This window comes from Vagococcus allomyrinae (assembly GCF_017829975.1).
Classification (GTDB): Bacteria; Bacillota; Bacilli; order Lactobacillales; family Vagococcaceae; genus Vagococcus_D; species Vagococcus_D allomyrinae.
Map to the genome: position 1 here is coordinate 1 of NZ_JAEEGA010000034.1, position 14,610 is coordinate 14,610.

General features: G+C 39.3%; 15 protein-coding genes. 5 read left to right on the forward strand and 10 right to left on the reverse strand.

The features are described 5' to 3' along the window. Nucleotides 1-579: 579 nt before the first annotated feature. From I6N95_RS26575 to gcvPA, 4 genes are read right to left on the reverse strand one after another with little or no spacing between them, the layout of a single operon-like run. Nucleotides 580-1,350 (reverse strand): SDR family NAD(P)-dependent oxidoreductase, encoded by a 771-nt coding sequence (locus I6N95_RS26575; protein ID WP_209533148.1) that lies wholly within the window; start codon nt 1,348-1,350, stop codon nt 580-582. A 15-nt stretch (nt 1,351-1,365) separates the two neighbouring features. Further along, nucleotides 1,366-2,478, reverse strand: coding sequence for an ATP-NAD kinase family protein (locus I6N95_RS26580; protein ID WP_209533150.1), 1,113 nt, complete (start codon nt 2,476-2,478; stop codon nt 1,366-1,368). Beyond that, nucleotides 2,478-4,037 (reverse strand): aminomethyl-transferring glycine dehydrogenase subunit GcvPB, encoded by a 1,560-nt coding sequence (gcvPB, locus tag I6N95_RS26585; RefSeq protein ID WP_209533151.1) that lies wholly within the window; start codon nt 4,035-4,037, stop codon nt 2,478-2,480. The genes I6N95_RS26580 and gcvPB overlap by 1 nt, the downstream gene beginning before the upstream one ends. A gap of 23 nt (nt 4,038-4,060) precedes the next feature. Then, the gene (gene gcvPA / locus I6N95_RS26590; RefSeq protein WP_209533152.1) at nt 4,061-5,470 is read right to left on the reverse strand and encodes an aminomethyl-transferring glycine dehydrogenase subunit GcvPA; all 1,410 of its coding nucleotides are present in this window, start codon (nt 5,468-5,470) and stop codon (nt 4,061-4,063) included. Between the two features lie 690 nt (nt 5,471-6,160). Here gcvPA and I6N95_RS26595 point away from each other — a divergent pair. Then, nucleotides 6,161-7,042: an EamA family transporter gene (locus I6N95_RS26595; RefSeq protein ID WP_209533153.1), complete on the forward strand. Its 882-nt coding sequence runs from the start codon at nt 6,161-6,163 to the stop codon at nt 7,040-7,042. 286 nt (nt 7,043-7,328) lie between these two features. On the opposite strand, the gene I6N95_RS26600 is transcribed toward I6N95_RS26595, so the two are convergent. Continuing rightward, nucleotides 7,329-8,201: an Rgg/GadR/MutR family transcriptional regulator gene (locus I6N95_RS26600; protein ID WP_209533154.1), complete on the reverse strand. Its 873-nt coding sequence runs from the start codon at nt 8,199-8,201 to the stop codon at nt 7,329-7,331. A 411-nt stretch (nt 8,202-8,612) separates the two neighbouring features. Here I6N95_RS26600 and I6N95_RS26605 point away from each other — a divergent pair, with 411 nt between their 5' ends. Continuing rightward, nucleotides 8,613-9,005: a helix-turn-helix domain-containing protein gene (locus tag I6N95_RS26605; protein ID WP_209533155.1), complete on the forward strand. Its 393-nt coding sequence runs from the start codon at nt 8,613-8,615 to the stop codon at nt 9,003-9,005. 41 nt (nt 9,006-9,046) lie between these two features. Further along, the gene (locus tag I6N95_RS26610) at nt 9,047-9,538 is read left to right on the forward strand and encodes an AraC family transcriptional regulator (RefSeq protein ID WP_209533156.1); all 492 of its coding nucleotides are present in this window, start codon (nt 9,047-9,049) and stop codon (nt 9,536-9,538) included. Nucleotides 9,539-10,190: 652 nt separating this feature from the next. On the opposite strand, the gene I6N95_RS26615 is transcribed toward I6N95_RS26610, so the two are convergent. Genes I6N95_RS26615 through I6N95_RS26635 form a run of 5 tightly spaced genes read right to left on the reverse strand, consistent with a single transcriptional unit; the run spans nt 10,191 to nt 13,134 of the window. Next, nucleotides 10,191-11,000, reverse strand: a complete 810-nt coding sequence (locus I6N95_RS26615; RefSeq protein WP_209533157.1) for a hypothetical protein — start codon at nt 10,998-11,000, stop codon at nt 10,191-10,193. Between the two features lie 11 nt (nt 11,001-11,011). Next, nucleotides 11,012-12,091, reverse strand: coding sequence for a hypothetical protein (locus I6N95_RS26620; protein ID WP_209533158.1), 1,080 nt, complete (start codon nt 12,089-12,091; stop codon nt 11,012-11,014). Between the two features lies 1 nt (nt 12,092). Beyond that, nucleotides 12,093-12,380 (reverse strand): hypothetical protein, encoded by a 288-nt coding sequence (locus I6N95_RS26625; RefSeq protein ID WP_209533159.1) that lies wholly within the window; start codon nt 12,378-12,380, stop codon nt 12,093-12,095. A 17-nt stretch (nt 12,381-12,397) separates the two neighbouring features. Then, nucleotides 12,398-12,694 (reverse strand): hypothetical protein, encoded by a 297-nt coding sequence (locus I6N95_RS26630; RefSeq protein WP_209533160.1) that lies wholly within the window; start codon nt 12,692-12,694, stop codon nt 12,398-12,400. A gap of 23 nt (nt 12,695-12,717) precedes the next feature. Further along, complete coding sequence (locus tag I6N95_RS26635; RefSeq protein WP_209533162.1) at nt 12,718-13,134, reverse strand: hypothetical protein; 417 nt, start codon at nt 13,132-13,134, stop codon at nt 12,718-12,720. A gap of 298 nt (nt 13,135-13,432) precedes the next feature. On the opposite strand from I6N95_RS26635, the gene I6N95_RS26640 reads away from it, so the two are divergent. Next, nucleotides 13,433-14,101: a Type 1 glutamine amidotransferase-like domain-containing protein gene (locus I6N95_RS26640; protein ID WP_209533164.1), complete on the forward strand. Its 669-nt coding sequence runs from the start codon at nt 13,433-13,435 to the stop codon at nt 14,099-14,101. 164 nt (nt 14,102-14,265) lie between these two features. Beyond that, nucleotides 14,266-14,397 (forward strand): hypothetical protein, encoded by a 132-nt coding sequence (locus I6N95_RS27605; protein ID WP_283809028.1) that lies wholly within the window; start codon nt 14,266-14,268, stop codon nt 14,395-14,397. The last annotated feature ends 213 nt before the right edge of the window (nt 14,398-14,610 follow it).

The window sequence follows — 14,610 nt, forward strand, 5'->3', positions numbered from 1 at the left end:
GGTGTCGTTCTCTACTATGTTAAACATCTATCTCTGTACCTTACTTTCCTATTACAGCTTCTTTATGATGTGGCAGGTAACGGGCTGGGGGACACGAAATAAGGTGGAAGTGTCTTTGAAAAAGCAAGCGACTGTTGAACAAGCAAACCCTTAATGTTGCGCCTTTAAATTGGTTGACTCTTTATTTTCATCTACTATGACAAAATTTATTTCACGGTGAGCGTATTGCACTGTTTGATATTACTATAGCCAAGATTTAACGGATTTTTGCAGGGACTTATCATGCGGAACAGGTTTAGACAGTTTCTATAAGAATGGAACCTCAAAAATGACATAGGAAAGCAATTTTTGAGTCAACTTTGCCTGCCCATTTTGTAAGGTAAGTCTTTTACAAGCAACTAACGAAAACGACTAAAGAACATCGCGCAGTAGAAAATCAATTGAAACGGTAGGTTCGAATTATTTATGGGATGTACTTATGAGATTAAAAAAACGAGCAGACTTTTCTTGATCACTCAAGCTGTCTCCTCGTTTTGGTTTTCCATGCATATTCAGGGTTCTCTTATCCTTCAAATAACCTTACATCATTTCCAACATTCCCACATCGACAATTGACGCACCGCCATCAACTAGTATCTCTGATCCTGTCATATAAGATGCCTGATCCGAGCAAACAAACTCGATGACATTCGAAATCTCTGTTAAAGAGGCCGGTCGTTGGCAAGGCAGATGCTTGCACACTTGGGCATAGGCCTCTTCCAAGGTAACACCCTCCCGCTCCATAATTTCTTCCATCTCTAAATCAGACATCGGTGTTTTCATCCACCCAGGATGAACCACGTTGGCCCGGACTCCTGACCGCCCATAATCAAAGGCAACGGATTTCATCAACCCACAAATGCCATGCTTAAAGGTGATATAACTGACCTCTTGGCGCACAGCAAAGGTGGCAGAAGGTGAGCCAATAAACAAGATATTACCACGACTTTGCTTAAGGTAAGGCATTGTCATCTTGGCCGTCATAAAATGAGCGGTCAAATTCGCGTTAAACATCAACTCCCACGTCTCTCTACTACACTCTTCAACACTCCCCACTCGCATAACGCCGGCGCAAGCAATCACACAATCCAAACGACCAGAATTTTCTTCGATGATCGGTAGAACTTGTTCATGCCACTTACTTTCCTCTGAGACATCCAAGTGAATCGGAATAATTTGCTTCGTTGCGACTTCCGTTAATTTTTCTTCATTCATATCCAACACGTAAACCAAATACCCTTTATTTTCATACCTTTGAGCCAAATGCCTTCCTAAACCTGAAGCACCACCAGTAATCAAAATGCTTTTCATCGCGTTCCCTCCTCACTAAACAATCGGACATACGATTTGTTCTTGCCAGCCTACAATCACTTTCCAATAACCTGCTAATTGCTGATCTAGTTCCCAATCAGAAGTATCGACTCGTAAGGCGTGATTGGGTAGATGGTAAATTTTAGCGGCTGTTGAGACAATCCAAATATCTGAGGGTAAGACATCTCTGACGATACGAGGACTGATTTGTTGATTGCCTCGCCCCAAAATGTGGCCTTGCCCGCCAATAACCGTTAGTATTAGGACTACCCGCCTTCCCCTTAACAGGTCAAACAGCGCTTTTTCAGTGGCATCCTTTATCACGACAGCCTGATTAATCACTACATCTACCCCTAATAAACTACCGCTAAAGCCAAGATGCGCCATCACCTTAAACGTGGTGCCACCTGTGCCAAATAGAAAACAGGTGTCTGTTGGCAATTTTTTCATGCGGTCAGCAATTTCATCGGCAATTCCCATGACATCGTATTCGCTAAACTTAACTGAGGCCTTAGAGGGCTGCATTAGTTGGCTTACATAGGGAACCTCTAAATAACCGTATAGCCTCGCCTCGATAATCTCTTGACGAAACTTTTCTTCGTCGATATCCATGACCTCCCGCTCAACTAGCTGAGCGCTTTCTGGGTGATTAATGAAGCGAGCTATTAGTTGCCCTGCTGCTTTTGGCGAATTGCCATAAACAGCTGAATGAATCTTCACCCCTGTCGGAATCCCCACACAAGGAATCGACAGGCCAACAGCATGATAGATATTCCGAGCCGTTCCATCGCCACCGGCAAACACCAGTAACTCAACTTGCTTAGCCAACACTTTGGCAAGATCTTCTGTATCCTGCGATGTTGTCTTGCTTTTTTTGGAACCAAATACCTGACATGGGAAGCCCAGTTCCTTGACAATTTCTTCCCCTAGTTCTCCCGCACCTGTATAGAGTTCAAAAGATATTTCGACAGACCGCAACGCTTCCAAGGCTATTTTGACTTTTTTAGCCGACTGAAACGTGCTTCCTCTGTAAAGCGCCAGCTCTTGAATCTCCGCGCCATCACTCCCTTTTAATCCGGCAGGCCCCCCGACACCGGCAATAGGATTAATAATCAAGCCGATTTTCATTAAGTCATCCCGTATTTTTTCTGATATTGTTTCCATGAGCAAATGACGTTGTCGGGATTTGCTTCATAGTAATTCTTAATCCCATGACAGGGGGCATTATGAGGCGCGGTTCGGATAATCTCTGGCGTGTGATAGCATTCCCAAGCAATCCGCTCTAAGACTGCTACAAACTCATCAATATCTTTTTTACTGTAAGAATCCGTCGGTTCAAGGGTGAATGGCTCAGGAACAATATGAGGGTGATGGGACTCCCAGTAATGTTCCATGCTATAATCCACCAAACGGCGCTGGACATCTTCTGTGCCTAAACCCGTGTCTTTTTCTAACTGCTCCCAACTGTAACGACATTGCTCAATTCGCCGCTTGCCTTTGCCATAATACATTGTCACTCCTTGAATTTGTTCAATTTTCTTAATGGCATATTGATTATTCAACACTGCACACATGGCCGCTTCTCTAATGCCATCGGCCCCTAATGTCCGAATCCACATATAGACTCTGACAATAATCGCCGCATTGCCGATAAACGAGCGAACCTTGCCGACAGAACGCTTAATATCACCGCTCAAATGATACCTCTCTCCATCAAAGGTAACTTTTGGTGTTGGAAGATACTCTTTCATTCGCTCATTAGCACCTAAGGCCCCGACACCGGGCCCCATCCCGCCATGTGGGGAAGAAAAGGTCTTATGAAGATTGTAGTGAATCAAATCAAAGCCAGCCTCTTTTGCTCGCGTAATCCCCATGATACCGTTGACATTGGCCTGATCATAAACTGCAATCGCCCCGACAGCATGAGCTGCTTCCACATATTCTTTAATCCGCGGATTAAAGATTCCTGTATCTTCTGGATTGGTAATAAAGATGGCCGCTGTTTTTTCTGACAAAGCCGCCTTAAAAGCCTCTAACGTTGGATAGCCCAACTCATCATCTTGCATTAAATCAATCACCTTGTAGCCAACGGTTGCTGGCGCTCCCGCATCAGCCGGGTGAGAAAAAATCGTCGTCACGATTTCATCACGATCTTCTCCGCGATCAGCAAAATACTTTTTAACGATTAGCGCGTTGGTATAAATCGCATGGGCACCGCCCCCTGGTTGAAATGAAAAGACCTCCATTCCAGAAATCTCTTTTAAATAACTTTCTGTCTTATAATAAATTTCTAACAACCCTTGAATGGTGGACTCATCTTGTAACGGATGAATGCTGCCAATATTAGGATTGCGTGACGCCAAGTGCTCCTGAACTTTCGGACTGTATTTCATGGTACATGTCCCCTGTCCAATATCGACACTGACATCATTTCCTAAAGTTTCCTGAGAGAGCCGCATGTAATGGCGATTGACTCGCATTTGCCCAACTTCTGGTAAATTAGGGCGCTGCTTCCGCTTCAAACTAGTTGGAATCAACTCTTTGTCAGCCATTTTTGCTAAAAGAGACTGACTAACCTCGGGTACCAGAACCCCACGTTCACCTGGCGTACTCATTTCATAGATAATCGGCTCATTCCAACGGGCCTCATGAAAATCGCGTAATAATGTTTGTTGATTTTGCCCCATGGTAATTCTCCTCTCTGATGTCGCTAATTTTCAACAATCTTGCGTAGTTGCACCACTAATTGATCAATTTCGGCTTTCGTCAACACTTCCGTCACACAATACAAGGCGCAGTCAGCAAATTCTCCAAAACAGCTGCTTAAATCTAACCCACCGAAAATCCCTTGTTTTAACAACTTATCATTAATCTCAGCAACTGTTTTGCCAGTGGCTGAAAAGTCCACGACAAATTCTTGGAAAAACGGACTGTTAAAACGAAGTGAAACACCTTCGATCCCAGCCATTTCCTGGGCCGCATATTGACTGTTATACAGAATAGCGGTACCAACATCTTCCATTCCCTTCGGCCCCATTAAGGCCATATAGACTGCCGCAGAAATCATCCACAGGTTGGTCCCCGTCCCAGTAAACTCCTTACCAAATGCTCGTTTGGAATAGTGCGTGCGATCAATCAGCATATTACCAAAGACGTACTCGCCTGCCACTTCTGGCTCAGCAAAGCCATAAATAAAATCTTTGTAATTGTTTAAATAACGCGCTTCTCCTTGAGTGGAGATAAAACCGGCTTGGCCATTTCCTCCAGACAGATGAAGTCCTAAACTATGAAGATCGCCACACGTAATCGTTGCGCCGTAATTTGCCGGTGCTTCCAACACCCCTAAAGAAATCGGATTAACGTAAACAATAAATTCAGCCCCTACTTCTTTTGTCAACTCGGCAATCTGACTTCCCTGATCTTCCAGAACCCCTAAAAAGCCAGGATTTTCAATTAGCACTGCTGCCACTGTTTCGTCTAATTTTTCCCCTAAATCAGCTAAGTCCAACTTGCCACTTTGAGGATCAAACTTGATAAACAGGCATTCCACATTTAATTCATCCTGAACAGAATCCATGTAATTCGCCACAATACTTCGGTACATCGGATTCATCAATTCTGGTAACAGGACCTTACGCCGATCGGTCATCCGACAAGCCATCGCCAAAGCTGTTGACATCGCTTGCCCACCATCAAATTGCGGCACACTCATCACCTCTGTCTCCAAAAGCTCCGCTAACATTGAATTATACTCAACAAAGGCTTGATACTTACCGTGATCTGCCCAGCTTTCAGCACCGTAACAGGTTAAAAATTCACCACGTGTGGTAATTTCATCTACCACTGCCGGAATAAAGTGTTGAGCACAGCCTGCCCCTAAGAAATTGATAAACTCATCACAGTTCGTATTCTTGGCTAAAATTTTTTCCACATGTTTTTTAATACTGAATTCATCAAGTATCCCATCAGGAATCGCTAGTCTGTCACGATACAATAAGTCTTCAGGGATTTCTTCGTAAAGCTCCCACATGTCCTTCACGCCGACATAATCCATCATCTCTTTTTGCGTCTCAGGATTGGAATTAGGAATATACGGGTAAACAATCTTGTTTTCTGACATTTCTGTCGCCTCCTCTTCTTTTTCTACCTACTTACTTCCTAACCTACACTTGCCTTCTCAGCCTCCTATCTCACTCTATCGAAACTGTCATTATAAGTTACTATACAAGCTTCCATCACTGGAAGGTCAAGACTCTTTAGATAAAAACTTAATGTTTCTATGCCACCCTTTCTAAATCAACTTTTCCTTCAAAGAACCGCTAGAATCGGCCGTTCCAATGAAAAGGCAACATCCATAGTTTGTTTGATAAAATAGTTAGCATGCTCCTTTAACCGCACCAAGCCTTTTGTAGGTATCGAGAGGTGATAGTTTTTAACCCCTATCATCCCCGTCATAGCAAGGTTTATCAATATAAAATGGGCGCTCTTATAAACTATTTCAACTAATCCTTGACCTTCCACTAGTGGAAGGCTTTACAATTTAAGAAATGGGGCGTTTCGCTTTCCTTTACCTCAAATCCGCTTAGCTCAAGTGAATAAATTCGGAAAAATAATGAGCCGTTAGCAGCCAGGGACAACTAAGTGAAAGGTGATAAGCACTAAGAATGGGCTAAGATCAGAGCTTCGGGTAGTTTTTAAGACAAGGATACTTATGCTGTGATGTCTTGTGAAGCTGTATTTAAAAGAACCTAGCTTGCTACGTAGATCATTGTTACTCAGTCCAAAACGATTAACGAAAGGACGGATTCTCATGGAAAGAAAAAAAATAATTTATGTGATCGTCGTCATGGTGGGAGCCATTTCCGGTGGTCTGGTTCCAACCGCTAATTCTCTGGCAATCAATGCCGGGTTATCTGAATCGCAAGTACTCTTAGGTCAGTCAGGCATTGGACTTCTTGCCCTCTTATTGTTGTTCATCCTATTTAAAGGCTACAAAGATTTCCCTTTGATCAGTTTTGGAAAGACCTTAATTATTGGTATTTCGCTAGGTTTAACAGGTTTCTTTCTCCTAAAAGCATTATCTGAACTCTCTGCCAGTACGACTGTTATCTTACAATTTCAGTTTCCTTGGATTGGGATTCTAATTGCGGCTATCTACCGCAAAAAAATGCCTTCCATTCAGCACTTTTTCGTCATTGTCTTTATTTTAGTTGGGGTTGTTCTTGGTAGTGGCATTATCGAATCGGGGTTAGGCCTCTTATCTGCAAAAGGGGTGATGTTCGGCATGCTAAACGCCTTTTCTTATGCCCTTTACATCTTTTTAAACGATATTATCGAACCAGATTTAGAATGGCCAAAAAAAGGCTTGGGAATTGCTTGTGGCGTTTTCATCGTGGTGATGCTAACAAGCTTTTCACAAATTTCTCAATTAACGACGGTTCCCATGTCCTCACTTTTTCTTTATGGTCTTTTAAATGCCGTGGTCGCCATTCTTTTGCCAATCATTTGCTTTTCCATTGGGGTTCCTAAAATTGGTTCGAGCCTTTCTTCTCTAGTCTCCTCAATTGAACTGCCAGCGGCCATTGGCGCCACTATTTTGTTTCTTGGCGAAAGTGTGACCTTGATCCGTATTATCGGTGTCCTTATTATCATAGTGACCATCTTATATGCCAACCGACTTGATGATACTTAGTTCATAGTTTAACACCTACTCAAAAAAATACGCTCTCAGGTTCTAGGTAGTGTTTAAATCAATTCTAGACAGACATAGTATCCCATTTTTATGGAATACTAACATTGAGGCCGGGTTTCCGGCCTCTTAATCTTCTCCAATTACGTCCCATCATCTCAGATATCCCTTTTCTGATTTTCTGACCATCAACGGTTGATTCTAAAATAGCAAAAAAACAGATAAGTCATCAGGAACTTTTCTCCTGTGACTTACCTGAATCTAGCGATACTAGACTTTTACGCTTCTTCTAGGTCGGTTTGACCAGACTGGCCATTATTTCATCAAAATAGGTCGCATAACTGTCGGCCAACTTATAGGATTTCAACTCGCGACAAATATCCAAGGCCTTATTAACTTTTTTTGTTCCTTCGGCTATTTGATTCGTTTTTAACAAATATAACCCTTCAGAATACATCAACAAATTTTTTTCATACAAATAGGTTTCCGAATTTATCAAGTTATCAATTTCTTGTTGAAATTGATAACTTTTTTCTATTTCATCGTTCATCAGACAAATCAGATTGGCGTTCAGTAAGACGTGAATCACCATCTGCCGGTGTTTATTATTGCTCTGAAAAAATTTGGTTTTATGGAAGATTTCATCCGATAATAAAATCACGGTTTGAATCGGAATGGCTGAGATCGAATTGCCAAATAGGACAATTTCATAATAGGTCCAATCGTCTATGGAAAACAGATAATCCGTCAGTAATTCAATATCGCTGTCTTCTGTTGTATGACGATCGTTTAATTCGTCATTCATAATTGACAACATGATATGATTATATCTGTTATTGACATTACCTGTGGTCTCCCATTTTGATAATTCTTCCATTGAGATTCTCAATAACTCCTCCGTGTCGCGATTGGTGTAACTCTTTCTAATATCTTTAACTAACTGATGGAGATTGCTGTGTTCATAATTGTTACACAGCAAATCAAATTCTTCTAAGGTAATGTTTATTCTATCTAATAACTTAATAAATTTTGAAATGGTGATTTCATTAACGCCCCGTTCGAATTTTGATAACTGCCCCACTGAAATGATGTCTTTTGAGACGTCCAAAATCGTCATTCGTTTCTCATTTCTCAAAATTCTAAAATATTCCCCATAGCACATTATGTCTCCTCCCAAGAAAAATATTCACATACGAATAAAATAAAGCTAACTATTAATTATATAGTAACATATTCATAGGTACATGAATAATTAAAGGGAGGGAAACTAATGGATATTATTATCATCACGCCACGCGGAGGCGGTTTAGTCGTAGTAGGTCCGTAGTCACCAAGCAGTTTAACTAGCTTAACAACCTCAATTCTCTCATTTAACGGAAATAGGCTACCTATTTTCGCTGGGTGAGGGTTTTTATTTGTTGATTCTGTGATTTTTTTTCGTGAGACCCTCTACTTCCTAATAAAGAAAATTTTTTACAACTGCCGTAAAATAGGTTAAAGTTGATGTACAGTATGGCCAAACTCGCTTCAAAGTAAAAGGCCACTAGTCATTTGAGTTAAGGAGCGATGAGACATGAAAAAGGCAACGACCACTTCCAGCTCTCAACAGCGGTATCTCCGCTTGATCAATAAAACAGAAGACTATATTGAACGCCATTTAAAAGAACCAATTTCTTTAAGTGACTTGGCACAAAACGCCCACTTATCCGACTTTCATTTTCACAGGATTTTTAAAAAGTATTCGACGGAAACGCTCCACGAATTTATTACCCGCTTCAAATTGGAACGAGCGGCCATCTATTTATGTGTAAATCCACAGGTGTCCATCACGGCAATTGCGATGGAATACGGTTATAGTGATGCCAGTGCCTTTAGTAGGCGTTTTAAACAGCATTTCGGTGTTAGTCCTAGAGATTACCGAAAACAGCAAGAAATGCCAAGAAATCGAGATGACTCCGTGACATAATAATTTGTGTCGACACCACTAAAAATGTTAGGAGAATGACCATGATTGAACCTATGACTATCACCACCGAAGAATTACAAGACCAGAGGATTATTTATATCCGCTTTAGAGGCAGCTATGCCGCCTTTCGCAAGGAGAGTCGCAAGTTAGTAACGGAGCTATTTGACTTTGCTACCAAACACCAGTTGATCGTGCCCAATGACACAAAAGTGTTGACCATTTACGATGATAATCCCTTTATTACCAATGAAAAAAACCTTCGCACTAGCGTGGCCATGACCATTCCAAAAGAAGCTCAGGTCATTGAAGAAGGAAATGTTTGCGAGTCAAGTATTTCTGGCAAGTTCGCCGTCGGCCATTTCGAGTTAGCGGCCAAAGAGTATGGGGAGGCTTGGCAGTATATGTATCAGGAATGGCTGTTTAAGGATAAAGCAAAAGCCAGAGATGCCACTCCTTTTGAGATGTATATCACCGAACCGCCAAAAAAACTATCGGAAAAAAGTTTGACTGATATTTATATTCCGATTCTTTAGTTTCTCTTTTATTGGTTAAAAAGTTTTGCAGGTTAATCATCCGATGAGGGTGATTTAAACATCAGTAACCCGATATCGCTACTTATCAGATATCTTTCCGCTTGCGAAATATCTCCTGAAAATTACCATTTGCTAATTGATAACTGTATTTTTTAGTATTTTATCTTGAAATAGTACTAGTATCATCAGTAAAGTACTTTATAACCCATTCTGATTTCCCAACTCTCCCATTCTATCTATTCAACAGTTCCATATATCAGCAAGAAAAAAGACACTTCACGCTTTTGTTTGAAGTGTCTTCTTTCTCTAAATATCTCTCAATCTATCCGTTCATTAACCTTAAGAAAACTTTTTTGACGAAAAAGAAGCAATTTTCGAATAGTGGTCTGAAAGGTTGTTTTGTTCTCATTCTTTACAATGATTTCCTTAACAAAATAGTCTAACAATCCGTCATTTATCCTCATAGCTTCTTCATATTTTTGGCTTAGTATATAACTATACTAACAAACAACCCTAACAAAACTTTTTCATTGGTATAGTTATCCCTAAGATAGCTATACATCTCCTAGCCCTCAGCCTCCAACTGAGGGCTACTCCTTTGTTTTGAAATCTAACTCATAGCTATAGCAATTACTTGTTAAGTATGGTAAATTTACGACTCTTCTGCTTCCTTTAAGCTAATCTTCAAGCGCTGATGTTTAATCGTCTGTTCTAACAATTCATTAAGTTGCGTCATCTCAATGTCTGCCGAATCTGGCTCCTTTTTAGTGATCATCCCAACCAAATGTATCTGATAATCGAAAAAGTCGATAAACTGCAAAAAATCAATTTGTTGGACTGATTTTCCAGAGTAATAGGCTTTTTCATCTTTCAGCTTAATTTCATTAGTGTAACTAGGTAGTTTCAAATTCGATAACTCACGCTCATCACTGTAAAGAGCTTGCTTATCCTCTGAGGAATAAACCTCTTTATCCCAATGATAATTGTACCCTTTGTCTTCAAGATAGCTCTCCACAACAGCAAACTCGTTGCCGATAGCTTGATTATAGATAAACTCTTTGAGTATATAAGCAGCATAATGAGGATAAATATGCCTCCTTAAGGCTTCAATCCCTGCTTTTTCAGCTGTTTCACTTGTAACGACTTCATTTTGAATTAGCCAGCTCTGATCATACTTTTGAAACGCCAAACGAATTCTCGGATCATTTCGATTCGTCCCGCTACGATCATAAACGGATTGGTCATCAGTCAGTTGAAAGGTGGCTTCAAAATAATTAAAGTAGCTAGATACTTTCTTTTCTGCCCCTGTCATTGTTTGAAAAAAACTAATCCCTACAATCACTGCTACACTCAAACATATTACACTTAATAACACCGCTATTTTTCTTTGCTTCTTATACACTAGCCAGCCGATCAAGCTTATGATGAGCAAAAAAGACAGACCTATTACGATACTACTCATTGACCTCATCCTCAATACACATACATATCCGCCACCTTTGGTAATTCATCTAGGTAATACTTATTTCCCCAGGAAGATATAATAAACTTGCCTTTCACCTCGTCAAATCCGACAATCGTCACCGTATGCCAATCAATCGGATCATCTCTTCCCTCAAACTTCATACCTGGAATATAACAGGTCATTGTGATTAATTTCCCTTCGCTCAATTGTTGTTTAATTCCTGACTCCGTATATATTCCATTTAAATTTCCTGTCAAATCCACATCATGGTCACGACAATAGTTTTTTATGTCTGCTTTTACTCTCGGTCCGATTGCCCCTGGTCCGAAATTATCTTGATGATAATAAAAATCTAACAATAGTTCCTCAAAATTAACATTACCATCTTTATCATAATAATCAATTCCGAATTTTTCTTTGAATTCCACTTCGCGACCTGCAAATTCACTTAAAATTATGTTGGTCGCCGCGGCATATCCACAACCTTCGTTGTTTAAATTATTTAAAAATTCTTTGATCTCCTCATCAGACATTTTTTTCCCCATCACTTTTTCAATCATATTTCTAATTCTCTCTCTATCCCCTTCATCATTGACATCATTATCCCATTTTTGTTGTAAACTTCCTTGATCTGCACCAAATACACCGTTGCCATCTTCATCAAATACCTCTGGTCTTCCCATCAGTTTTGCGTACTGATTATTCATTGTGGTAATGATAGAATTCACTTTCCAAGATGGAGCGGTTATCACTGAAGGAGTAATTAATTTCCCAATGGTTTCCGTTTTGTCCTTATAACATTCTATTTTTTCTTTTATCCCACCTATTCGACGTTTAAAAGAATTATCAACTTGCTTCACATTTTTCAACACTTTTTCAAAATCAGTCTGTCCTATATTTTGTTTATCAATAATTTGATTATGAAACTCTCTCAAATCGGCCAGACTGTCTTTCGCTTCACCTGGACAAGAAAATAAATCTCCAAAAAAATCGGCAATTCCCCATTGTCCATCATTTTCAACCTCACTTATAACTGCCTGAATTGCCGATACATTTGCTTGAGAGAAATCTCGTTTCATCCCTGACACTCTAGTTTCCCTCCTTCAATAACTCTTCCAGTACTTTTGCACTTTTTTCATCTACATCTATCATAGAATCTTTCGCATTTTCTAAAAACGAAATAGTATTGCCTATCATATCATCTAGCGATATCGCTAATGAATCAAGACATGTGAAAACTTCTGTGATTTCCTCAATGGTTTTTCCTTTACTTTCCAAAAACGGTGGTGCTTGACAAGCATTCTTTCTCAATGAACTTAAATAAGCTATTTCTACATTGATTACTTCTACATCTATCTCAATCTCTACTTCGCTCATAATTCACCTCACTCATATTAATAAAAATCAGCATCGGCCTCATCAAAATCCGCCAAAAAGGCTTCTGTTTCACGTTGAGTAGTTGCGCTAAAATCTTTAACAACCTCTTTAAGTGTCTTTGCTGTTTCCAAGTAAGTTGCTAAATTAGTTGAAACTCGTCCACCTTTTACAGCACTATTGACAATTCTTTGTAAAGAAGATAAATAATTGTCAAGGACTTCTTCATACTCATCCATTGTTTTGTTAATTTCATTATTAATCGTTTCAATTTCTGAATCAAGTAACACAATATCATAACCAATCGTGTATCCCATGATACCATCCTTCCCTTTTAACTTTATAACTGCCTTCTTTGACTGTACAAATTTGACAATACTATTTCGTAACCATTTTGTGTGGTTTTTAATCGTATGATCTCTTGTTCTGTTTGACTAATCTTTAACTCTATGACTCTAATAGCATGTTTAATTGATTCTTCTGTTTGCTGAGCCAAATTTCCATTCACCAAATCCATCATATTTTCCGATAAACTGACACTAAATTTTATGCCCTCAACATTATTTTTTAGGTTAGAAAATTGCCTTGCTTTACTCTCTTTCATACTAAAAAAAATAGCATTCACCTTCTCCTCATGTTCTGCCGCTTGATAAAGTTCCAATAATTCCTTTTCCAATTTTCTAATACCAAATTCAACATCTCTAATTTGTTCTTCTTTTTGTCTAATCTTACTTGTAAGAACTTCTGCTCTATCCAAAGACATTCACCACCTCTGACAAATTATAATGACATTTCATCTTGAGTTACCAAAAACGTAACCGCATTCATCTTTGTGCTTATCTGACTTAATCTTCACGTCCTAAATCAATGATACCAAAAAACGATCATTAATTGTACCTTTTATTGTTTTTTTCTCTGTACTATTAATACTATTTTTTGTAAAAAAAATCGAATAGTTAATGGTCTAGCTTATTCAGCTTAAATTACGTACAATAAAGTAGAACCTATTACTCACTTAATCAATACAAAACACTTAGATATGGAGGATGTAACAGATGGCTATTCGCTATTATTTTAGTTGGTTTGATGAGGGGTTACCTAACTCTCTGCAGCAGTCTTTAAGTCAGGATTTGGCAGATAGAACTTCTTTAGTTATGATTAATGGACAACCTTCGAACTTTGCTTATCCCGAACTTACTATTGTCAAAGATAAGTGGTTAGAGCCTGCTGGAATTGTCTTTGACAACTACCAGATGATTGATTATCGCTTATCAAAAAAGAACGCTCAATCATTATTAGCGGAGGCCTCAGCGATTTTTGTCTGCGGCGGCATCACCACTTCTCTCCACACATTTTTGTTAGATTACGGATTAACCGATATTATTAAACAAAGTTCCGCAGTTGTTATGGGAGCTAGTGCTGGCGCCATCAATATGTCTGCCAAATGGCTTTGTTCTAAAAATACTGGTAGCGATATAACCAACAGTTCGCTTTTTACTGGAATAGGCCTTGACGACTTTTTCTTTTGTTCCAAAGCAAACTTGAGCATTGATGATACGGCATTGCTCGCTGAACTCCTCCCATTATCTCGGGAACTTAACGTTTATGTGGCGGTTAAGGAGTGTGCAATTCGATTGATGGATGGTAACATGACAACCATGGGAGACGTTTATTTAATCGCCGATGCCAAGATACACTTGCTGGCCGAGAGCATTTCCACTTGAAAATTCCCCCTCTCCTAGCCCTTCCCCTTCAACCGAAGCATATTCTTTTGATAACGACTTAGAAAATGCTTAAAAAACAAACGAAATCATGTTAAAATAATCCTATAGAAAAGTTAACTGATGATGGCTAGCCTCCCTATGTAACACGATAGGAGGTGATGCTTATGATTAAAAAAATAAGTACTCCCTTACTTTTTCAGAAAGGGAATACTATGTCAGTATTCGAAGCATTAACACTGGCCACAAGCTTGGCTATGTTAGTGATCGCTATATTGAAATTTAATCAAGACAAGTAATCATCCTGTACTTTGACCAGTCTAGATGATTACTTGTATCTCGGCTAGTCACTGATCTTTTATCAGTTCTACTAGCAGTCCTGTTACTAGCGAGGCTGCTGAAAAAGTTAAATAATTAAAGTTGTATAAAATGATAGCTGTTTTATACAACTTTTTTTTGATTTTACAGACTTTTTCCGTTCAATTTGAGATAATATAGGTAGAAAAAATAAA